The organism is Streptomyces sp. NPDC090127 (assembly GCF_044746945.1).
Taxonomy (GTDB): domain Bacteria; phylum Actinomycetota; class Actinomycetes; order Streptomycetales; family Streptomycetaceae; genus Streptomyces.
Genome location: NZ_JBIVDE010000001.1, coordinates 173,612 through 192,802, shown reverse-complemented (window position 1 = coordinate 192,802; position 19,191 = coordinate 173,612). Strand labels below are relative to the sequence as shown.

Sequence of the window (19,191 nt, the reverse complement as noted above, 5' to 3'; positions counted from 1 at the left end):
CTCCGACTGCCTCGCGGTCCATGTCCCTGTGGAGCCGCGCCACCGCACCTTACGGGGCGGTGGCGTGAAACGCACTGTCTGTCTGTTAGTTGAGAAGACTTCCCTGCAGTTCCGCCCGGAGGTCAGGCGTCAGGACACTGCCCGCACGATCCACCAGCAGAGCCATCTCGTAGCCCACGAGACCGATGTCGGCCTCGGGGTGTGCGAGCACGGCCAGCGAGGAGCCGTCCGAGATCGACATGATGAAGAGGAAGCCGCGCTCCATCTCCACGACCGTCTGGTTGACCGCACCGCCCTCGAAGATCCGGGAGGCGCCCGCGGTCAGCGAGGTCAGTCCGGAGGCGACGGCCGCCAGCTGGTCGGCGCGGTCCCGGGGGAACCCCTCGGACATCGCCAGCAGGAGTCCGTCGGCGGAGACCACCACCGTGTGGGACACCCCGGGGGTGTTGTCCACGAAGTTGGTGATCAACCAGTTCAGATTCTGCGCCGCCTGGCTCATGCTCACACTAACGCTCCTGGTTGTAGGTACTGCCCGGGCCGAGGCCCGATCCGTTCGTGTCCGTCCCCGCGCTGCGTCCCTGCTGGACACCGCGGCGCAGGTTGCTCAACCTGCCCCGGACGTCCTCAGGAGTGCGGGAGACCTGGGGGCCGCCCTGAGGGGTCTGCTCCGCCGTGCCCTCGACCAGATTGGCCTTGGGGACCCGCTTCGGCAGTCCGGAGGAGGTGACCCCGCCCGCCTTCGGGTCGCGGAGCTTCTCGGCCCGCTGCCAGCGCTCGTCGTTGGTCGAGCGCCACGCGTCGGAACCGTCGGCTTCGTTCTGCTGCGCCTGCGCCGGCTGCTGCGCCGGCTGCTGGACCGGCTGCTGGGCCGTCTGCCGCGTGGGCTGCGGGCCCTGCGCGGCGGTGCTGCCGCGGCGCGGCAGACCCGCGTCGGTCAGCGCGTGGCCGGCGTCCGGGGTGGGGTTCGACGCCGAACCCGGACGGTCGAAGCCTACGCGCTCGGAGGCCGCTTCGGGAGCGCTGGGAGCAGATTCCGCTTCCGCTCCGTAGCTCTGCTCGTAGCCGCCCTGATAGGTGCTCTGACCCGGCCACTCCGCCTGCTGGCCCTGGGGCTCGTAGGCGTGCTCGTACGAGGCCTGCTCGGTCTCCTGGACCGGATAGCCGGATTCCGCATAACCGTTCTCGGGGTATCCGCCGGCGGGCTGGGCGTAACCGTCGTAGCCCTGCTGGGAGTAGTCGTAACCCTCGTGCTGCTGGGCCTGCTGAGGCTGGCCGAAGTCGCCCGCGTACTCCTGGGTGTACTCCTGCTCCTGCGGGGCGTACTCCTGCTGCCCGTACCCCTGCTCCTGCTGGGCGTAGCCCTGGTGCGCGGGGTCGACCTCGTCCCGGAACAGCGGACGCTCGCCGCCCTGCGCCTGCGACTCCAGGGCCGCCCTGCGCTCCTCGCGCATCAGCGAACGGTTCACCGGGTCGAGCTGGCGGTCGTCCGCGGGCTCCTCGTAGCGCGAGTCGTCGAAGCCGAGCTCGGCCGCGGTGCGCATCTGCGGCTGCACCGGCTCGAAGGCGTGCTGCTGCTGTTGCGGGATGATCTGCGAGACCGTGAAGTCGTTCTCGGGCAGCTGCTCGCCACCGCCACCGTGGGTGATCGCGTCGGGCAGCATGACCAGCGAGGTCGTACCGGCCTGCTCGCCCGAGGGGCGCAGCTGGACGCGGATGCCGTGCCGGTCCGCGAGGCGGCCGACCACGAAGAGGCCCATGCGCTGCGAGACGGCGGCGTCCACGGTCGGCGGGTTGGCCAGCTTGTGGTTGATGTCCGCGAAGTCCTCGGCGGTGAGGCCGATGCCCTTGTCGTGGATCTCGACCATCACGCGGCCGTCGGGCAGCCGGGTCGCGGTGACGCGGACCTTGGTCTGCGGGGAGGAGAACGTGGTGGCGTTCTCCAGGAGCTCGGCGAGCAGGTGCACGAGGTCGGTCACGGCCTGGCCGTGGATCTCGGCCTCCGGGACACCGGCCAGCTCGATGCGCTCGTACTGCTCCACCTCGGAGGAGGCGGCACGCATCACGTCGACCAGCGGCACCGGCTGGTCCCAGCGGCGGCCCGGCTCCTCGCCGGCGAGGACGAGGAGGTTCTCGCCGTTGCGGCGCATACGGGTGGCCAGGTGGTCCAGCTTGAAGAGGTTCTCCAGCTGGTCCGGGTCGGCCTCGTTGTTCTCCAGGTCGGTGATGAGGGTCAGCTGGCCCTCGATCAGCGACTGGTTGCGGCGCGAGAGGTTGGTGAAGATCGCGTTGACGTTGCCTCGCAGCATGGCCTGCTCGGCGGCGAGCCGGACGGCCTCGCGGTGCACCTGGTCGAAGGCGCGGGCGACCTCGCCGATCTCGTCCTGGGTGTCGATCGGGATGGGCTGCACGCGGGTGTCCACGCGGCCCGGCTCGGTCCGGGAGAGCTGGTCGACCAGCATCGGCAGGCGCTGCTCGGCGACGGCGAAGGCGGCGGTGCGCAGCTCGCGCATCGCGCGGCTCATCTGGCGGGCCATGAGGCCGGCGATGATGAAGGCGGCGAGGAGCGCGATGACGACGATGCCGCCGATGACGTACGCGTCGGTCTGGGCGTCCGAGGAGATGTCGGCGGCCTCGGCCACGGCCTTGTCGACGAGCTCCTTCTCGATCTCGGTGTAGCCGTCGAACTTGCCGGTGGCCACCGCCATCCAGGTCTCGGGCGTGATGCCCTTCTTCCGGAGGTCCTTGATCGCGTCGGCGTCCTCGGCGGAACCGATCTCCTTGGCCATCCCGGTGAAGACCGACCCGTCGGCGCCCTTGGGAAGGGTGATGCCGGCCGCCTGCATCTTCTTCTCACCCTCGGCGGCCTTCTCCGACATGACCTGCTTCAGCCGGTCCACGTCCGCCTGGGTGCCGCCGGAGTTGTACTCGCCGAGGGCGATCTGCTCCAGGTAGTTGTACGAGTTCAGCGCGACCGACTGCTGCGCGAAGACCGCGTCCTTCTGGCTGGGCCGGACGAGCAGCTGGGTGCCGATCGAGCGCTGGAGCGACTCGGCGCCCTTGGCGAGCTGGATGGCGTAGAGCGTGCGGCCGTAGGCGGTGACGTTGGTCGTGCCGAGACCGAGCTCGTTGGAGAACTCCATCAGGTAGTGCTGGACGGAGGTGTAGCCGAGCTGGGTGTTCACCGGGTCCAGGGCCGCGGTGTAGGCGGCCTGGCGGAGCTTCTCGAGCTTGGGCTCCTCGTCCTGGAACAGCCGCAGACGGCGCTCCAGGCCCTCGCCCTCCGGCATGTTCTTGACGGCCTGGTCGAACTTGACCTTGGCGGCGTCGGTGGCGGCGTACGCCTGGGTGACCTCGTCGCTCTTGCGGTCCTCCGCGGACCGGGCGGTCAGCAGGGGAGCGGCGGTGAGGTCACGCTCGTCGAGCAGCGCCTGGCTGTACTCCGATGCGGCGCGCACGATCAGCGCCGTCTTCTCGGCGTTCTGCGCCTCCTGCCAGGTGTTGATGGCCCCGTTCACCTGGAACCCGCCCATGACCAGGCCGACCAGCACGGGTATGAGGAGGATGGCGTTCAGCCTGGTCGGTACCCGCCAGTTGCGCGGCGACAGCTTGCTGGAGCTCCCCTTGGCGCTCGCGGCCGTCGGCGTCGCGGGCACCGCTGCGGCGTCGGGCGACGCCATCATGCGCGCAGGCGGCGTGAAGTTGCCTCGCGCCTGCTGCTCCGCGGAGCTTTCCTTGCTTCGCCTCACTCGACCAACAACCTCTCGGCGTCGGCACCTACGTTGTGCCGTGTTTCTTCGTTCAGGGCCGTACTACTCGGGAGTTCATGAATTGCAGCACGTGAAAGGGCTCCCTTCCAAACAGCCCTGAGCATGCGGTTCCACCCGCCCACGGGCCAGATAAAACGGGCATAAAGAACGAGCCCCGCCAAATGACGGGGCTCATGTGAGCGCAGTGGTACCGATCGGATGCGTCGGGTGGCCGTGGCGCCGTAATTCTCTGTCGAAACGTTATGAACGCGGAGGCGGGCCGTGGCAAAGGACACAGACCGCCTCCCGAAGGCCGTACGACAACTTCCGTACGCGTTCTCCTACTTGAGACGTGCCATCAACGCGTGCTCCACGAGCGTGATCAGCGCGCTCTTGGCGTCCGCGCGGTGGCGGGCGTCGGTGGTGATGATCGGGGCGTCCGGGCCGATCTGGAGGGCCTCGCGGACCTCCTCCGGGTTGTACGGCTGGTGGCCGTCGAAGCCGTTGAGGGCGATGACGAACGGCAGACCGCTGTTCTCGAAGTAGTCGACCGCGGGGAAGCAGTCGGCGAGACGGCGCGTATCGACCAGGACCACGGCGCCGATCGCACCGCGCACCAGGTCGTCCCACATGAACCAGAAGCGGTCCTGACCCGGCGTACCGAAGAGGTACAGGATCAGGTCCTGGTCCAGGGTGATACGGCCGAAGTCCATCGCCACCGTCGTGGTGGTCTTGTCCCCGGTGTGCGTGAGGTCGTCGATACCGGCCGATGCCGACGTCATGACGGCCTCGGTACGCAGCGGGTCGATCTCCGAGACGGCGCCGACGAACGTGGTCTTGCCCACGCCGAAGCCACCCGCCACCACGATCTTCGCGCTGGTGGTCGAACGGGCCGCACCGCCGCTAGAGCTTGCGAAGTCCACTGAGCACCCTTTCCAGCAGTGTCACGTCCGGCGTGCCGCCGGCCTCTCCGTTGCCCGGCTGGTGGATCGCCACCATGCCCGCCTCCGCCAGGTCGGCGACGAGGATGCGGGCCACACCGAGCGGCATCGACAGGAGCGCCGACACCTCCGCCACCGACTTGACCTCACGGCACAGGTGGCAGATCCGCTGGTGCTCGGGGAGCAGGGTGGCGAGATGCGCCGGGTCGGCCGTGGTGCTGACCAGGGCCTCGATGGCGAGTTGGTACCTCGGCCGGGTCCGGCCGCCGGTCATGGCGTAGGGCCGGACCAGCGGCTGGTCGCCCTCATATCCGTACGACTCGTCGAGGGAGGCGCCGTACGGATCGTGAGAGGCGGGGGGCGGGGTCATGAATCCTCCGGGCGTGACGGCACGCGTTCATGTCGTCTGATGGGGCCGGTGGGGGGCCGAAGGGGGCGGCCGGACGGTTTCTGGTGCCCAGGGCGGTACGGAGGGGCGTACCGCCCTGTCGCTACGTGCAACGGTACGGGTCTAGTGCAGCAGGCTGCCCTGGAGCTCCGCGCGGAGATCCGGGGTGAGGACGCTGCCGGCCCGGTCGACCAGCAGCGTCATCTCGTAGCCCACGAGGCCGATGTCGCACTCGGGGTGTGCGAGCACGGCCAGCGAGGAACCGTCGGAGACCGACATCAGGAAGAGGAAGCCGCGCTCCATCTCCACGACCGTCTGGGCGACGGGTCCGCCCTCGAAGATCCGGGACGCTCCCGCGGTCAGCGAGGTCAGTCCGGACGCGACCGCCGCCAGCTGGTCGGCGCGGTCGCGGGGAAATCCTTCCGACATGGCAAGGAGCAGACCGTCGGCGGAGACCACCACCGTGTGGGACACCCCTGGGGTGTTGTCCACGAAGTTGGTGATCAACCAGTTCAGATTCTGCGCCGCCTGGCTCATCGCGCTCAACTAACGCTCCTGCTGGTGGGTGGGGCCGGTGTGGAAGGTGCCCGTGGTGGAGTTGCCCGCCTGGCGGCCCTGCTGGATGCCGCGGCGCAGATTGGTGAGCCGGCCACGGACGTCATCGGGTGCACGCGAGACCTGAGGGCCGGCCGTGTGGGCCTGCTCCTGTGCGGTCCCGGGTACGAGGTTCGCGCGCGGAACGCGCTTGGGCAGCCCGGAGGTGGTGATCCCCCCGGCCGCCGGCTTACGGACCCGCTCGGCCTGGCGCACGAGCTCGTCGTTGGGCGAGGTCCGCCAGGAGGCGGGCCCGCCCTGTTGGCCACCGGCGCCGCCGCCCTGCGGGGCGGGATGGCGCTGGGGAGCGGGCTGCTGCGGTGCGGCCGGGGCCTGACCCTGGGGGGCCTGACCCTGCTGGCCGTAGCCGTCCTGGCCCTGACCCTGGCCGCCCTGGGTCTGGTTGAACCAGTTGGTCTCCAGCGTGTCGTACAGCGGGGTACGCGCGTTGGCCGAGCTGCCGGCCGGCGGCAGCGCCTCCGGCTGGCGGGGCTGCTGGAGCTGGGGCTGCTGGGACTGGGGCTGCTGCTGGGGCAGGTTGCCGGCCGGGCGGGGCGCACCGTAGTCGCCACCGTTGCCGCCGCCGCGCTGACGCGGAGCCGGGGCCTGGGGGGCCTGCTGCTGGTACGGCTGGGGGGCCTGCTGCTGCGGGGCCTGCTGCGGCTGGCCGAAGTCCGGGCGCGGGAACGGGGCGGTGGACGCCGGGTCCTGCGCTCCGGGCTGGTACGGCTGCGGGGCCTGCTGCTGACCGAAGTCCGGGCGGGGGAACTGGCCCGTGGAGCCGGGGCCCTGAGGCGCTCCCGGACGGGAGAACTGGCCCGTGCTCTCCGGCTCCTCGTGACCGCGCGGGGCGTCCAGGGGCGACATGTCCTGCTGCGGGCGGCGGGCCGGCTGCGCCTGGTCGTTGCCCCAGCTGGTGGACTGCGTCCGCTGCTGCGGGTTGCCCCCGGGCAGCTCGGCGCGCGGGAAGCCGCCCTGCTGGCCCTGGTTGCCCTGGCCCTGGTTGCCCTGGGGCTGCTGCTGCTGCTGCGGCTGCTGGCCCTGCTGCGGGTGCTGGCCCTGGCCCGGGTTGTGCTGGCCCGGAGCGTTTCGGCCCTGGCTCTGCTGGCCGCCCCAGACGTCCGTACGCGACGGGATGGCGCTCTGCGCCCCGCCGAAGCCACCGGCGCCGAGGCCCGGCCGCTGCTGCTGCTGCGGGTCCTGGGATATCTGCGGCATCTGCGCGGTCTGCGCGTTCTGAGGCTGCTGCTGGGGCTGGGGCTGCTGCGGAGTCTGGCCCTGCGACCGGTCCTGCGGACCGTTCTGACGCGGTACGCCGTCCCGGCCGGGCAGCGCCGCACGCGGACCGCTGCCCGCGCCGACCTGTCCGCGCGCCTGGCCCGCACCCGCGGCGAGGCGGCCGGCGGCCGACCCCGTCGGCGCGCCGCCGAGGCCCGGACGCGCACCGCTTCCGGGGCCGCCGGCCGAGCCGGGACCGCCGGTCAGCCGGCCGCCCGGGGCGGACGGAGCCTGCGGCATCGCGCCCTGGCCACCGGCACCCGGCTTGGGCGCGGGCTTCTTGCCGCCCTGGGCGACGTCGACCGGGAGCATGACGAGCGCGGTGGTGCCGCCGGAGTCCGACGGGCGCAGCTGGATGCGGATGCCGTGTCGCAGGGACAGGCGGCCGACCACGAACAGACCCATGCGGCGGGAGACGGAGACGTCCACGGTGGGCGGCGAGGCGAGCCGCTCGTTGATCGCGGCGAGGTCCTCGGGGGAGAGGCCGATGCCGGTGTCGTGGATCTCGACGAGCACACGGCCGTCGGGCAGCGCGTGACCGGTGACCCGGACCTTGGTCTGCGGCGAGGAGAACGACGTGGCGTTCTCCAGCAGCTCGGCGAGGAGGTGCACGAGGTCGTTGACCACGCGGCCGGCGACCTCGGTCGCGGGCACGGCGGCCAGTTCGATCCGCTCGTACTGCTCCACCTCGGAGGCGGCGGCACGGAGCACGTCGACCAGCGGGACCGGCCGGGTCCACCGGCGGCCCGGCTCCTCACCGGCGAGGACGAGGAGGTTCTCGCCGTTACGGCGCATGCGGGTCGCGAGGTGGTCGAGCTTGAAGAGCGAGGAGAGCTGGTCCGGGTCGGCCTCGCGGGACTCCAGTTCGGAGATGAGCGAGAGCTGACGCTGGATGAGGCCCTGCGAGCGGCGCGAGAGGTTGGTGAACATGGCGTTGACGTTGCCCCGGAGGAGGGCCTGCTCGGCGGCGAGGCGGACGGCCTCGCGGTGCACGTCGTCGAAGGCCGCGGCCACCTGGCCGATCTCGTCCCGGGAGTGCACACCGACGGACTCGACGGAGGTGTCGACGTCCTGCGGGTCCGACTCGGAGAGCTGCTTGACGAGCTCGGGCAGACGGTCCTGGGCGACCTTGGTGGCGGTGTCCTGGAGCCGGCGCAGCGAGCGGATCATGGACCGGGCCACGACGAAGGCGCCGACCAGGGAGACGCCGAGGACGATGAGGATCAGCGCACCGTTGATGATCGCTTCGCGCTGCGACTCGGCGCGCAGCTCACGGGCCTTGGTCTCCATCTTGTCGAGGAGGTCGGCCTCGATGACGGTCATGGCGTTGATCTTGGTGCCGTACTCGTCGGTGAAGTTCAGGTGACCGCGCTTGGCACGGCCGGCCATGCCCGAGTCGATGGACAGCACCCGGTCCGCGTACTTGTCCGCGGAGTCGATGGAGGGGTTGCCGCTCGTCAGCGAGCTGGTCAGCTGGTCGGCGTCGCCGCCGGCGGACTCGAAGATGGTCTGGAACTGCTTGAGCTCGACCTTCTCGCCCTGCTGGGCCGCGTAGCCGTAGAGGCGGTCGCCCGGTTCCAGCTTGCCGGCCCGGCTGTCGTTCGAGGGGAGCGCGGAGGCGATGATCGCCTGCTGGACGGAGGCGTACTCCTTGGCGGAGGAGAAGGCGGCGAGCGCCCGGGTCCGCTTGATCATCTCGGGGTTGCTGGTCGCCTGCGCCATGTCCTGGGAGAGGCTGAGCAGCGAGCGGATGAGGCGGCTGTACGCCTCGACCGTCACCGAGTGCGCGACGCCGGCCTTGTACGCCTCCTGGCGGATGCCGCCGATCTGGACGACCTGGGAGGCGATCTGGCTGACGTTCTGGCGGATGCTCTGCAGCGCCTCGTCGCCCTCGGTGGCCGGGATCTCCGAGGTGGCGTCCATGAACGCCTTCTGGGCCCGGTCCGTGGTCTTGCGCGGGTTGGCGACCTGGTAGTCGTTGGCCGACTTGCCGTTGGCGAGGGGACCGGCCGACAGGTCGCGCTCGGCCTGGAGGGCCTTGGCGAGGTCGGTGGCCTCTTCGGTCAGCTTGGTGAGCAGCTGCATGTGGTCGAGCTGCTCCATGTCCTGGAGCGACTCGCTGATGCGGATGCCGCCGAGACTGGTGGCCGCGACCACGGGGAGGGTCAGCAGGGCGACCAGACGCGTCGAGATGCGCCAGTTGCGCAGGGCTATTCGCGGCCCGACCTCGTTCTCGCCCCGGGGCTTCTTGGCGGCCGGGGCGGTGGACTCGGAGGCGGCGTTCGCGGCGCCGTTGCGCGCGGAAGCGTCACCGCCTTCGCCCGCCGGACCCTGGCCCGGATTCTGGGCGCGGTCGGTTCCGGCGCGAGGCTCCTGCTCGGCAGCAGCGCTGTCCCTCTTGAATCGTCCCTGCACTAGCGTCGCAACCTCTGGACCAGGCGCCCTTCCGCGTGAACGGAGGACGGTGTCGGCGTCTCGGGACGCGAATGCGCCCCAGTGGTGGTCGTCGATGACCGGCGCAGTTCCCCCTTCCCCGCCGCTCACCCGGCGCTGCGTTGCGCCCCCTGCGCGCCGGCTCCAAACCGCGGCGGTGCGTGGAATTCCAGCACAGTGCCGGATCTCCAACAAGGGCCGCGTGTCGGGGCGCGAACGGCATGACAACCCGTGCACAGCATGTCACCCCATGTAGAAGATGATCATGGAGGAATCGGACGTATTACCTCCAAAGAGTCACGTGGTCGGGGTGTCCCAGTCGCGATGATCAGGAGCGGAATGCAGCATTCAGTGGTGCATTGTCCGTTTCCGTGACCCCCCATGGCGGTCCGTAATGCCGGGAATGTCGGCGCAGTCGTGAGCAAACTCACACACGAACCGATGCCTCCCCCATGCATTCGAAGGGAATGACACGTTTAGCCTGACGCTTTACAAACCGACCGCTCTGTAAAGGCGACCGATGAAGACGACGATGCTGCTCCGCTCCACGGCCAACCCCCGCCGCACCACCCTCGCCCACCTCGAGGACGCCGAGCTGCTCGGCCGCGGCGCGCAGCCGGAGCACGCGCTCGATCTCCCGACGCAGACGGCCAACCCGCGCCGCACGGTTCTCATGACCGCCCCCGAGGCCGTCCCCGCCGCACAGTAATACGACGGCGGCCGCCCCTCACCGCGTTAGCCTGGAGCGTCAGACTCCAGCCAGTACCAAGTGAGGGGCGACAGCACTCGTGCGCATCGCCAGATTCTCCATCGACGGCAATGTCGCCTTCGGCGCCGTCGAGGGCGAGGGAACCGTCGAGTCCGGCGGCCTGGTCCTCGACATCATCAAGGGCATCCCGTACACCGACTTCGAGCTCAGCGGCACGAAGGTCCCGCTCAGCAAGGTACGGCTCCTGCCGCCCGTGCTCCCCAACAAGGTCGTGGCCATCGGCCGCAACTACGCGGAGCACGCCGCCGAACTCGGCCACGAGGTCCCGGACGTCCCCGTCGCCTTCTTCAAGCCGACCACGTCCGTGATCGGCCCCGGCGACGCCATCGAGTACCCCTCCTTCTCGAACGAACTGCACCACGAGGCCGAACTGGCCGTGGTCATCGGCCGTATGTGCCGCGAGGTTCCGCGCGAGCGGGTCAAGGACGTCATCTTCGGCTACACCTGCGCCAACGACGTCACCGCGCGCGACGCGCAGCAGCGCGAGAAGCAGTGGGCCCGGGCCAAGGGCTTCGACACCAGCTGTCCGCTGGGCCCCTGGGTCGAGACCGACCTCGACGCGAGCGACCTCACCATCCAGGCGACGGTCAACGGCGAACAGCGCCAGCTCGGTCGGACGAGCGACATGGTCCGCTCCATCGAGGACCTGGTCGTCCACATCACCGAGGCCATGACGCTGCTCCCGGGCGACGTCATCCTCACCGGCACTCCGGCCGGGGTCGGCCCCCTCAACGTCGGCGACGAGGTCGCCGTCACCATCGAAGGCATCGGCACTCTCACCAACAAGGTGATCAAGCGTGGCTAACGCGATCCGCGTCCGTTTCTGTCCCTCCCCGACCGGCAACCCCCACGTGGGCCTGGTCCGCACCGCCCTGTTCAACTGGGCCTTCGCCCGGCACAACCAGGGCACCATGGTCTTCCGTATCGAGGACACCGACGCGGCGCGCGACTCGGAGGAGTCGTACCAGCAGCTGCTCGACTCGATGCGCTGGCTCGGTCTCGACTGGGACGAGGGCCCGGAGATCGGCGGCCCCCACGAGCCGTACCGCCAGTCGCAGCGGATGGACCTCTATCGGGACGTCGCGGAGAAGCTGCTCGCCGCCGGCCACGCGTACCACTGCTTCTGCACCGCCGTGGAGCTGGAGGCCCGCCGTGACGCCGCCCGCCTGGCCGGCAAGCCCTCCGGCTACGACGGCACCTGCCGCAACCTGAGCGCCGAGCGCATCGAGCGCTACCGCGCCGAGGGCCGCGAGTCGATCGTCCGCTTCCGGATGCCCGACGAGCCGATCACCTTCACCGACCTGGTCCGCGGCGAGCTCACCTTCACGCCGGACAACGTCCCGGACTACGGCATCGTGCGCGCCAACGGCGCCCCGCTGTACACCCTGGTCAACCCGGTCGACGACGCCCTGATGGAGATCACCCACGTCCTGCGCGGCGAGGACCTGCTCTCCTCCACCCCGCGCCAGATCGCGCTCTACAAGGCGCTGATCGAGCTGGGCGTCGCCAAGGAGATCCCCTCCTTCGGCCACCTGCCGTACGTGATGGGCGAGGGCAACAAGAAGCTCTCCAAGCGCGACCCGCAGGCCTCCCTCAACCTCTACCGGGAGCGCGGCTTCCTGCGCGAGGGCCTCCTGAACTACCTCTCCCTCCTGGGCTGGTCGTTCTCGGCGGACGAGGACATCTTCACCATCGAGCAGATGGTGGAGAAGTTCGACATCGCGGACGTCAACGCGAACCCGGCGCGCTTCGACCTGAAGAAGGCCGAGTCGATCAACGCCGACCACATCCGCATGCTGGACGTGAAGGCCTTCGCCGCGGCCTGCGAGCCCTGGCTCCAGGCCCCGCACGCCAACTGGGCCCCGGAGGACTTCGACGCGTCGGCCTGGGAGCGGATCGCCCCGTACGCCCAGACCCGCGTCACGGTCCTCTCCGACATCACGGCCAACGTGGACTTCCTCTTCCTGCCCGAGCCGGTCTTCGACCAGCCCTCGTGGGACAAGGCCATGAAGGGCGAGCCGGCGGCCCTGCTGACCACCGCCCGCGCCAAGCTGGAGACGGCCGACTGGAACGACCCCGAGTCGCTCAAGAACGCGGTCCTGGCGGCCGGCGAGGAGCACGGCCTGAAGCTCGGCAAGGCCCAGGCCCCGGTCCGCGTGGCGGTCACCGGCCGCACGATCGGCCTGCCCCTCTTCGAGTCCCTGGAGATCCTGGGCAAGGAGAAGTCCCTGACCCGCATCGACGCGGCCCTGGCGAAGCTGGCGGCGTAACGGATCTGCTGTACGCGATCGATGCCCGGCCCCCCTCAGGGGTGCCGGGCATCGTCGACTCCGCAGGACTGCCGCATTCCCTGCTCGTCCGGGCCGCGGCCGCGTACCGTGGGCCCATGGCCATCCGCGCGGTGCTCTGGGACGTCGACGACACGCTGTTCGACTACGCACGCGCCGATCTGACCGGCATGCGGGGCCATCTCACCGCCGAGGGGCTCGTGGAGGGGTTCGGCACCGTCGAGGAGGCGCTGCGGCGGTGGCAGGAGCTCACCGTCGTCCACTGGCGGCGGTTCGAGGCCGGTGGCGTGGACTTCCAGGAGCAGCGACGCGAGCGGGTCCGGGAGTTCCTCGGGGCGCCGGGTCTCGCGGCCGGCGAGGCCGACGCCTGGTTCGGGCGGTACGTCGCGCACTACGAGGCGGCCTGGGAGCTCTTCCCCGACACCGTCCCCGTGCTGGACCTGCTCGCGCGTGAGTACCGTCACGCCGTCCTGTCGAACTCCTCGATCCACAACCAGGACCGCAAGCTGCGTGTGCTCGGCGTACGGGACCGCTTCGAGGTGGTCGTCTGCGCGGCCGAACTCGGGGTGGCCAAGCCCGCCGCCGAGGCGTTCCACGCCGCCTGCGACGCCCTCGGCCTGCTCCCCGGCGAGGTGGCGTACGTCGGAGATCATCCGGACATCGACGCCACCGGCGCCGACGGGGCGGGCCTGCGGGGTATCTGGCTGGACCGGCTCGGCGCCGGCGGCCGGCCCGAGCTGACCCGGATCACCGACCTCCACCAGCTGCCCGCCCTGCTGCGCGGCGATACCCGTTTTGGAGCGCCGGACACCTTCGGGTAATGTTCTTCCTGCGCCGAGGGGAGCAAGCCGAAAGGCAGAAACCCTCCGGAGCACCACCGGAACAAGATCCCCTTCGCGGGGGATCGCGTTTTGATGGCCTATGGTGTAATTGGCAGCACGACGGTTTCTGGTTCCGTTAGTCTAGGTTCGAGTCCTGGTAGGCCAGCTCGCAGAGCTCATCTGCACGTACCGCGGATCTCATCCGCAAAGCCCCCGTTGTGTAGCGGCCTAGCACGCTGCCCTCTCACGGCAGTAGCGCCGGTTCGAATCCGGTCGGGGGTACAGATCCTTCCCGCGGGATCACCTGGGTCGCACCCGGTGAACCCGATGCAGGATCGCTAGGGCCCCCGTTGTGTAGCGGCCTAGCACGCCGCCCTCTCAAGGCGGTAGCGCCGGTTCGAATCCGGTCGGGGGTACTGGTCTGAACCTCTTGGTCTAGACCACAATGGCCTATGGTGTAATTGGCAACACTACGGTTTCTGGTACCGTCATTCTAGGTTCGAGTCCTGGTAGGCCAGCTCGCAGAGCTCATCTGCACGTACCGCGGATCTCATCCGCAAGGCCCCCGTTGTGTAGCGGCCTAGCACGCCGCCCTCTCAAGGCGGTAGCGCCGGTTCGAATCCGGTCGGGGGTACACGATCGAAGAAGCCCTTCCCTTCGGGGGAGGGCTTCTTCGCTGTTCGCGGCCGTCCGGACACAACTCCGGCCCACCGCTGCGGCGTTGAAGCGGTGGGCCGGGACGAACAGGGGAACAGAGGGGCAGGGCGATCAGCCGGTGCGTCGCAGCGCCTCGGAGAGGCGGGCGGCCGCGTCGATGACCGCCTGGGCGTGCATACGGCCCGGGTGGCGCGTCAGGCGCTCGATCGGCCCGGAGACCGACACGGCGGCCACCACGCGGTTCGACGGGCCGCGCACGGGCGCGGAGACGGACGCCACGCCCGGCTCCCGCTCGCCGATCGACTGGGCCCACCCGCGGCGCCGTACGCCCGAGAGGGCCGTCGCCGTGAAGCGGGCCCCCTGGAGGCCGCGGTGAAGCCGCTCGGGCTCCTCCCAGGCCATCAGGATCTGCGCCGAGGAGCCGGCCTTCATCGTCAGCGTCGAGCCGACCGGGACGGTGTCCCGAAGTCCGGACAGCCGCTCGGCGGCCGCGACACAGATGCGCATGTCGCCCTGGCGCCGGTAGAGCTGCGCGCTCTCGCCGGTGACATCGCGCAGATGCGTCAGTACCGGGCCCGCCGTGGCGAGCAGGCGGTCCTCACCGGCCGCGGCGGCGAGCTCCGCCAGGCGCGGTCCGAGGATGAACCGGCCCTGCATGTCCCGCGCCACCATCCGGTGGTGTTCCAGTGCCACGGCGAGTCGATGTGCCGTGGGTCGTGCGAGTCCCGTCGCCGCGACCAGACCTGCGAGGGTGGCCGGACCGGACTCCAGAGCGCCCAGGACAAGGGCTGCCTTGTCGAGAACGCCTACGCCGCTAGAGTTGTCCATGAAACGATATTCACGTCTCACTCTGTGAAACGCAAGTTCAATTTCGCCCGGAACTTGTCACTCTGGTGAGGCGGCCGCACAACGGCTCGCGAAACGGGTCTCTAGTTGTGTCGGCGATCACGCCGGCCGGAGGGAAAGCGATGGGTAGGACACTCGCGGAGAAGGTCTGGGACGACCACGTCGTCCGGCGCGCCGAGGGCGAGCCCGACCTCCTCTTCATCGATCTGCACCTGCTGCACGAGGTGACCAGCCCCCAGGCGTTCGACGGCCTGCGCCAGAACGGCCGGCCGGTGCGGCGCCTCGACCTCACCATCGCCACCGAGGACCACAACACCCCGACCCTCGACATCGACAAGCCCATCGCCGACCCCGTCTCCCGCGCGCAGTTGGAGACCCTGCGCAAGAACTGTGCCGAGTTCGGCGTCCGCCTGCACCCGCTGGGCGACGTGGAGCAGGGCGTCGTCCACGTCGTGGGACCCCAGCTGGGCCTGACCCAGCCCGGCACCACGGTGGTCTGCGGCGACTCGCACACCTCCACGCACGGCGCGTTCGGCGCGCTGGCGTTCGGCATCGGCACCAGCCAGGTCGAGCACGTCCTGGCCACCCAGACCCTCCCGCTGGCCCGCCCCAGGACCATGGCGATCACGGTCGACGGCGAGCTGCCCGAGGACGTCACCGCCAAGGACCTGATCCTGGCGATCATCGCCAAGATCGGCACCGGCGGCGGCCAGGGCTACATCCTGGAGTACCGCGGCTCCGCCATCGAGAAGCTCTCGATGGAGGCCCGGATGACCATCTGCAACATGTCGATCGAGGCCGGCGCCCGCGCGGGCATGATCGCCCCCGACGAGACCACCTTCGCGTACCTGAAGGGCCGCGCCCACGCCCCCGAGGGCGAGGACTGGGACGCCGCCGTCGCGTACTGGAAGACCCTGAAGTCCGACGAGGACGCGGTCTTCGACGCCGAGGTCGTCATCGACGCCGCCTCCCTGGCGCCGTTCGTCACCTGGGGCACCAACCCCGGCCAGGGCGCGCCGCTTTCGGCGAGCGTCCCCGACCCGGCTTCGTACGAAGACGCTTCGGAGCGCCTGGCCGCCGAAAAGGCCCTGGAGTACATGGGGTTGACCGCCGGGCAGCCGTTGCGCGACATCAAGGTCGACACCGTCTTCGTAGGTTCCTGCACCAACGGCCGCATCGAGGACCTGCGCAACGCCGCCGCCCTGCTGGAGGGCCGCAAGGTCGCCGACGGGGTGCGGATGCTGGTCGTTCCCGGCTCGGTCCGGGTCGCCCTGCAGGCCGTCGAGGAGGGCCTGGACAAGGTCTTCAAGGAGTCCGGCGCCGAATGGCGGCACGCGGGCTGCTCGATGTGCCTGGGCATGAACCCCGACCAACTGGCGCCCGGTGAGCGCTCCGCGTCCACCTCCAACCGCAACTTCGAGGGCCGGCAGGGCAAGGGTGGCCGGACCCACCTGGTCTCTCCCCAGGTCGCCGCCGCCACCGCCGTACTGGGCCATCTGGCCTCCCCGGCCGATCTGTCCGACGTCGCTACGCCCGCGGGGGTCTGAGGAACCATGGAAGCTTTCACCACGCACACCGGCCGGGCCGTCCCGCTGCGCCGCAGCAACGTCGACACCGACCAGATCATCCCCGCGCACTGGCTGAAGAAGGTCACCCGCGACGGCTTCGAGGACGGGCTCTTCGAGGCCTGGCGCAAGGACTCCGAGTTCGTGCTCAACCGCCCCGAGCGGCAGGGAGCCTCGGTCCTGGTGGCCGGTCCCGACTTCGGTACGGGCTCCTCCCGCGAGCACGCCGTCTGGGCGCTCCAGAACTTCGGTTTCAAGACCGTCATTTCCTCCCGCTTCGCTGACATCTTCCGCGGCAACTCGCTGAAGAACGGTCTGCTGACCGTCGTCATCGACCAGAAGGTCGTCGACGCGCTCTGGGAGCTGACGGAGGCCGACCCGACGGCCGAAATCACTGTTGACTTGGAGCAGCGCAAGGTACTCGCCGCCGGGATCGACGCCGACTTCGAGCTCGACGAGAACGCCCGCTGGCGGCTCCTGAACGGGCTGGACGACATCAGCCTCACCCTTCAGAACGAAGCCGACATCGCGGCCTACGAGGCGGCCAGGCCGGCCCACAAACCCCGTACAATTACGGTCTGAGCAGCGCTTTTCCACGACTGCGCCCCCCACCTTCCGGTGGGGGGCGCAGTCGCTTGTTGAGACCCCGTCGGGCGACAACTCGCCCTAGATGGCACAATCGGTGCATGGAACGCGACAGCCAACTCGAGCTCTACGAGGCAGTCGCCGCCCGATTGAAGGAAGCGCACACAAGGGTGCGCGCACTGCAAGTCCCGGAGGGCGTAAGGATGGCGCTGTCCCGGAAGCTGCTGGTCGTCACGGCAGCGGCGAAGCACGATCTAGCGGACGCGGCAACGCGTCTGGACCGGTTGATGAAGGACCTCGACGAGGGCCGATTCCCTGAAGACGACTGACACCAGGAACTCCGCAACGGCACTTCTGCGTTGCGGCACTAGGGTGATTAGCCCGTTTCGTGTTTGATTTGCGGTATATACATGCCTAACGTGCGAAAAAGCTTGAACACTTTCGTTCTGGCAATGTCTCCGAAGGGGAAGACGTGAACAAGGCGCAGCTCGTAGAAGCGATTGCCGACAAGGTCGGCGGCCGTCAGCAGGCCGCGGACGCCGTCGACGCGGTCCTGGACGCGATCGTGCGTGCCGTGGTCGGCGGGGACCGAGTTTCGGTCACCGGCTTCGGCTCGTTCGAGAAGGTCGACCGCCCCGCCCGGTACGCCCGCAACCCGCAGACGGGTGAGCGCGTCCGGGTCAAGAAGACCTCGGTGCCGCGCTTCCGCGCCGGTCAGGGCTTCAAGGACCTGGTCAGCGGCTCGAAGAAGCTCCCCAAGGGCGGCGAGGTCTCCGTCAAGAAGGCGCCCAAGGGCAGCCTCACGGGCGGCGCTTCCGCGACCGTCAAGAAGGCCGCGGCCAAGAAGGCCACCACCGCCAAGAAGGCGGCGGCCAAGAAGACCGCTCCCGCGAAGAAGACCGCGGTCAAGAAGACCACGGCCGCGAAGAAGGCCACGGTCAAGAAGACCACCGCCGCGGCCAAGAAGACCTCGGCGACGGCCAAGAAGGTGTCCCCGGCCAAGAAGACGACGACCACGGCCAAGAAGACCGTCGCCAAGAAGACCGCGCCGGCGAAGAAGGCCACGGCGAAGAAGGCGCCCGCCAAGAAGACGACGGCGCGCAAGACCACCGCCAAGAAGGCCGCCGCGAAGAAGTAGGAGTAAGCGGCACAAGGGCCAAGGGCCACTCACACGCCGGGCCGGGCTCCCCTCGGGGAGGCCGGCCCGCGGCGCGTCCGCACCCTGTTCGGCCCAGTCGGCCCGTACGAATCGGCCCGTTGGCCCGAACACATCGGCCCGTTGGCCGACGAATCGGCTCGTTCAGAGAGTCTGCAGCGTCACCAGCGTGATCGTGAATCCCGCGTCCCCGGCGCCGGGCGCCGTCTCGATCCGCACCCGCTGCCCCGGACGCAGCAGCCGCAGCCCCCCGGCGTCGAAGGCCTCGGCCCCGAACTCCACCGGGGTGCCGTCGTCGAGCAGCACACTGCCGCTGCGGGTCTCGGGGTCGTACGTGTACGCGGTCGCCTGCATGGGCCGCAGCCTATCCGGCCGCGCGATCACCGGCCGTGCCGTCCCAGTGGGCGGCCGTCCACGGCCCCACCCCCAGGGCGAGCGCCGCCGCCAGATCCTCACCGGTGTCCACGTCCCGGCGTACGGAATCCACCCCGGCCAACCGTATTTCCACCGCGCCCGACGACAAATGCCGGTGCCGCGAAGCGCCCCCGAAAGCGGGCGTCAATTGCGCCCCCGGCCCCGCCGAGAGGAATGTCGTACCTATTTCGGCGGCGTCCGCGAGAAATGCGCGCGGGAATTGTCCGGCCGCTTCCAGGACCCGGGCGAGATCGTGCGGGCGCAGCGCCGGCAGATCCGCGTTGAGCGCCGCCACGCGCGCGTGCGGCCGGGCCTCCCGTACCGTCCGCGCCCCGTGCGTCAGCGCCGCGTTGAGCCCCGCGCCGGGGGAGTCGGGAACGATCCGCGCCCCCAGCGCGGCCAGCGCCGCCGCGGCCGCCGGATCGTCCGTGACGACCACCACATCGCGCACCCGCCCGCATTCCAGCGCCGCGGCCACCGTGTCCTGCGCGAACGCCAGCGCGAGGCGCGGGCGCAGGAGCGCCCCGGCGACCGCGGCGAGCCTGCTCTTCGCCCGCGCAAGGGGCTTCAGGGGGACGATCAGGGACCAGCCGTCGTCCGGATCGATGTTCATCGCGGCCCATTGTGACCCGACGGCAGGCCCCCGCGTCCCGCGGAACGAAAGGTCCGGTGCCCGACGGCGCCGCCGGGCCGGGGGCGTACCGTGTCCT

At 70.0% G+C, this 19,191-nt stretch carries 17 protein-coding genes and 5 tRNA genes; 13 read left to right on the top strand and 9 right to left on the bottom strand.

Annotated elements, in window-relative coordinates; all coding sequences use genetic code 11:
* Nucleotides 1–85 precede the first annotated feature (85 nt).
* The 6 genes from ACIPPS_RS00845 to ACIPPS_RS00820 all read right to left on the bottom strand — a co-directional run bounded on the left by ACIPPS_RS00845 (nucleotide 86) and on the right by ACIPPS_RS00820 (nucleotide 9,362).
* On the bottom strand, nucleotides 86–499 hold the full coding sequence (locus tag ACIPPS_RS00845) for a roadblock/LC7 domain-containing protein (RefSeq protein WP_005311461.1): 414 nt from the start codon (nucleotides 497–499) through the stop codon (nucleotides 86–88).
* Between the two features lie 7 nt (nucleotides 500–506).
* Complete coding sequence (locus ACIPPS_RS00840; protein WP_401425201.1) at nucleotides 507–3,746, bottom strand: nitrate- and nitrite sensing domain-containing protein; 3,240 nt, start codon at nucleotides 3,744–3,746, stop codon at nucleotides 507–509.
* A gap of 341 nt (nucleotides 3,747–4,087) precedes the next feature.
* Nucleotides 4,088–4,669, bottom strand: a complete 582-nt coding sequence (locus ACIPPS_RS00835) for a GTP-binding protein (protein ID WP_401425199.1) — start codon at nucleotides 4,667–4,669, stop codon at nucleotides 4,088–4,090.
* Nucleotides 4,650–5,057, bottom strand: coding sequence for a DUF742 domain-containing protein (locus tag ACIPPS_RS00830; RefSeq protein ID WP_401425197.1), 408 nt, complete (start codon nucleotides 5,055–5,057; stop codon nucleotides 4,650–4,652). Before ACIPPS_RS00830 ends, ACIPPS_RS00835 begins: the two co-directional genes overlap by 20 nt.
* 141 nt (nucleotides 5,058–5,198) lie before the next feature.
* Nucleotides 5,199–5,612, bottom strand: a complete 414-nt coding sequence (locus ACIPPS_RS00825) for a roadblock/LC7 domain-containing protein (RefSeq protein ID WP_030325548.1) — start codon at nucleotides 5,610–5,612, stop codon at nucleotides 5,199–5,201.
* Between the two features lie 9 nt (nucleotides 5,613–5,621).
* On the bottom strand, nucleotides 5,622–9,362 hold the full coding sequence (locus ACIPPS_RS00820) for a nitrate- and nitrite sensing domain-containing protein (protein WP_401425195.1): 3,741 nt from the start codon (nucleotides 9,360–9,362) through the stop codon (nucleotides 5,622–5,624).
* Between the two features lie 538 nt (nucleotides 9,363–9,900).
* Here ACIPPS_RS00820 and ACIPPS_RS00815 point away from each other — a divergent pair.
* From ACIPPS_RS00815 to ACIPPS_RS00775, 9 genes are all read left to right on the top strand, one after another.
* The gene (locus tag ACIPPS_RS00815; RefSeq protein ID WP_401425193.1) at nucleotides 9,901–10,089 is read left to right on the top strand and encodes a hypothetical protein; all 189 of its coding nucleotides are present in this window, start codon (nucleotides 9,901–9,903) and stop codon (nucleotides 10,087–10,089) included.
* A gap of 79 nt (nucleotides 10,090–10,168) precedes the next feature.
* Nucleotides 10,169–10,954 carry a fumarylacetoacetate hydrolase family protein gene (locus tag ACIPPS_RS00810; protein WP_401425191.1) on the top strand — a complete coding sequence of 262 codons (786 nt, stop codon included), beginning with the start codon at nucleotides 10,169–10,171 and terminating at the stop codon, nucleotides 10,952–10,954.
* The gene (gltX, locus tag ACIPPS_RS00805; RefSeq protein ID WP_401425188.1) at nucleotides 10,947–12,419 is read left to right on the top strand and encodes a glutamate--tRNA ligase; all 1,473 of its coding nucleotides are present in this window, start codon (nucleotides 10,947–10,949) and stop codon (nucleotides 12,417–12,419) included. Before ACIPPS_RS00810 ends, gltX begins: the two co-directional genes overlap by 8 nt.
* 116 nt (nucleotides 12,420–12,535) lie before the next feature.
* On the top strand, nucleotides 12,536–13,258 hold the full coding sequence (locus ACIPPS_RS00800; RefSeq protein WP_401425186.1) for an HAD family hydrolase: 723 nt from the start codon (nucleotides 12,536–12,538) through the stop codon (nucleotides 13,256–13,258).
* A gap of 94 nt (nucleotides 13,259–13,352) precedes the next feature.
* A tRNA-Gln gene (locus ACIPPS_RS00795) sits at nucleotides 13,353–13,424 on the top strand.
* 43 nt (nucleotides 13,425–13,467) lie between these two features.
* Nucleotides 13,468–13,540: transfer RNA gene (locus tag ACIPPS_RS00790), tRNA-Glu, on the top strand.
* A 61-nt stretch (nucleotides 13,541–13,601) separates the two neighbouring features.
* A tRNA-Glu gene (locus ACIPPS_RS00785) sits at nucleotides 13,602–13,674 on the top strand.
* 30 nt (nucleotides 13,675–13,704) lie between these two features.
* Nucleotides 13,705–13,776, top strand: a tRNA-Gln gene (locus ACIPPS_RS00780).
* Between the two features lie 43 nt (nucleotides 13,777–13,819).
* Nucleotides 13,820–13,892, top strand: a tRNA-Glu gene (locus ACIPPS_RS00775).
* A gap of 134 nt (nucleotides 13,893–14,026) precedes the next feature.
* Here the strand turns inward: ACIPPS_RS00775 and ndgR are convergent.
* On the bottom strand, nucleotides 14,027–14,743 hold the full coding sequence (gene ndgR / locus ACIPPS_RS00770) for an IclR family transcriptional regulator NdgR (protein WP_366834024.1): 717 nt from the start codon (nucleotides 14,741–14,743) through the stop codon (nucleotides 14,027–14,029).
* A 140-nt stretch (nucleotides 14,744–14,883) separates the two neighbouring features.
* Here ndgR and leuC point away from each other — a divergent pair, with 140 nt between their 5' ends.
* The 4 genes from leuC to ACIPPS_RS00750 all read left to right on the top strand — a co-directional run bounded on the left by leuC (nucleotide 14,884) and on the right by ACIPPS_RS00750 (nucleotide 18,049).
* Complete coding sequence (gene leuC, locus ACIPPS_RS00765) at nucleotides 14,884–16,308, top strand: 3-isopropylmalate dehydratase large subunit (RefSeq protein WP_401425184.1); 1,425 nt, start codon at nucleotides 14,884–14,886, stop codon at nucleotides 16,306–16,308.
* Between the two features lie 6 nt (nucleotides 16,309–16,314).
* Nucleotides 16,315–16,908, top strand: coding sequence for a 3-isopropylmalate dehydratase small subunit (leuD, locus tag ACIPPS_RS00760; protein ID WP_401425182.1), 594 nt, complete (start codon nucleotides 16,315–16,317; stop codon nucleotides 16,906–16,908).
* A 104-nt stretch (nucleotides 16,909–17,012) separates the two neighbouring features.
* Nucleotides 17,013–17,240, top strand: a complete 228-nt coding sequence (locus ACIPPS_RS00755; protein WP_031013922.1) for a hypothetical protein — start codon at nucleotides 17,013–17,015, stop codon at nucleotides 17,238–17,240.
* Nucleotides 17,241–17,383: 143 nt separating this feature from the next.
* Nucleotides 17,384–18,049 carry an HU family DNA-binding protein gene (locus tag ACIPPS_RS00750; RefSeq protein ID WP_401425180.1) on the top strand — a complete coding sequence of 222 codons (666 nt, stop codon included), beginning with the start codon at nucleotides 17,384–17,386 and terminating at the stop codon, nucleotides 18,047–18,049.
* Nucleotides 18,050–18,211: 162 nt separating this feature from the next.
* Here the strand turns inward: ACIPPS_RS00750 and ACIPPS_RS00745 are convergent, their stop codons facing one another.
* Both ACIPPS_RS00745 and cofC read right to left on the bottom strand, forming a co-directional pair.
* Nucleotides 18,212–18,421 carry a hypothetical protein gene (locus ACIPPS_RS00745; RefSeq protein WP_401425178.1) on the bottom strand — a complete coding sequence of 70 codons (210 nt, stop codon included), beginning with the start codon at nucleotides 18,419–18,421 and terminating at the stop codon, nucleotides 18,212–18,214.
* Nucleotides 18,422–18,431: 10 nt separating this feature from the next.
* Nucleotides 18,432–19,094, bottom strand: coding sequence for a 2-phospho-L-lactate guanylyltransferase (gene cofC, locus ACIPPS_RS00740; RefSeq protein WP_401425176.1), 663 nt, complete (start codon nucleotides 19,092–19,094; stop codon nucleotides 18,432–18,434).
* Nucleotides 19,095–19,191: the final 97 nt, after the last annotated feature.

Excerpts from the sequence above, each read along its gene's own strand:
- ndgR (WP_366834024.1), bottom strand. The coding sequence starts at position 14,743 with ATGGACAACTCTAGCGGCGTAGGCGTTCTCGACAAGGCAGCCCTTGTC.
- ACIPPS_RS00825 (WP_030325548.1), bottom strand. The coding sequence starts at position 5,612 with ATGAGCCAGGCGGCGCAGAATCTGAACTGGTTGATCACCAACTTCGTG.
- ACIPPS_RS00745 (WP_401425178.1), bottom strand. The coding sequence starts at position 18,421 with ATGCAGGCGACCGCGTACACGTACGACCCCGAGACCCGCAGCGGCAGT.
- ACIPPS_RS00800 (WP_401425186.1), top strand. The coding sequence starts at position 12,536 with ATGGCCATCCGCGCGGTGCTCTGGGACGTCGACGACACGCTGTTCGAC.
- leuC (WP_401425184.1), top strand. The coding sequence starts at position 14,884 with ATGGGTAGGACACTCGCGGAGAAGGTCTGGGACGACCACGTCGTCCGG.
- leuD (WP_401425182.1), top strand. The coding sequence starts at position 16,315 with ATGGAAGCTTTCACCACGCACACCGGCCGGGCCGTCCCGCTGCGCCGC.
- ACIPPS_RS00845 (WP_005311461.1), bottom strand. The coding sequence starts at position 499 with ATGAGCCAGGCGGCGCAGAATCTGAACTGGTTGATCACCAACTTCGTG.
- ACIPPS_RS00815 (WP_401425193.1), top strand. The coding sequence starts at position 9,901 with ATGAAGACGACGATGCTGCTCCGCTCCACGGCCAACCCCCGCCGCACC.
- ACIPPS_RS00755 (WP_031013922.1), top strand. The coding sequence starts at position 17,013 with ATGGAACGCGACAGCCAACTCGAGCTCTACGAGGCAGTCGCCGCCCGA.
- ACIPPS_RS00830 (WP_401425197.1), bottom strand. The coding sequence starts at position 5,057 with ATGACCCCGCCCCCCGCCTCTCACGATCCGTACGGCGCCTCCCTCGAC.
- cofC (WP_401425176.1), bottom strand. The coding sequence starts at position 19,094 with ATGAACATCGATCCGGACGACGGCTGGTCCCTGATCGTCCCCCTGAAG.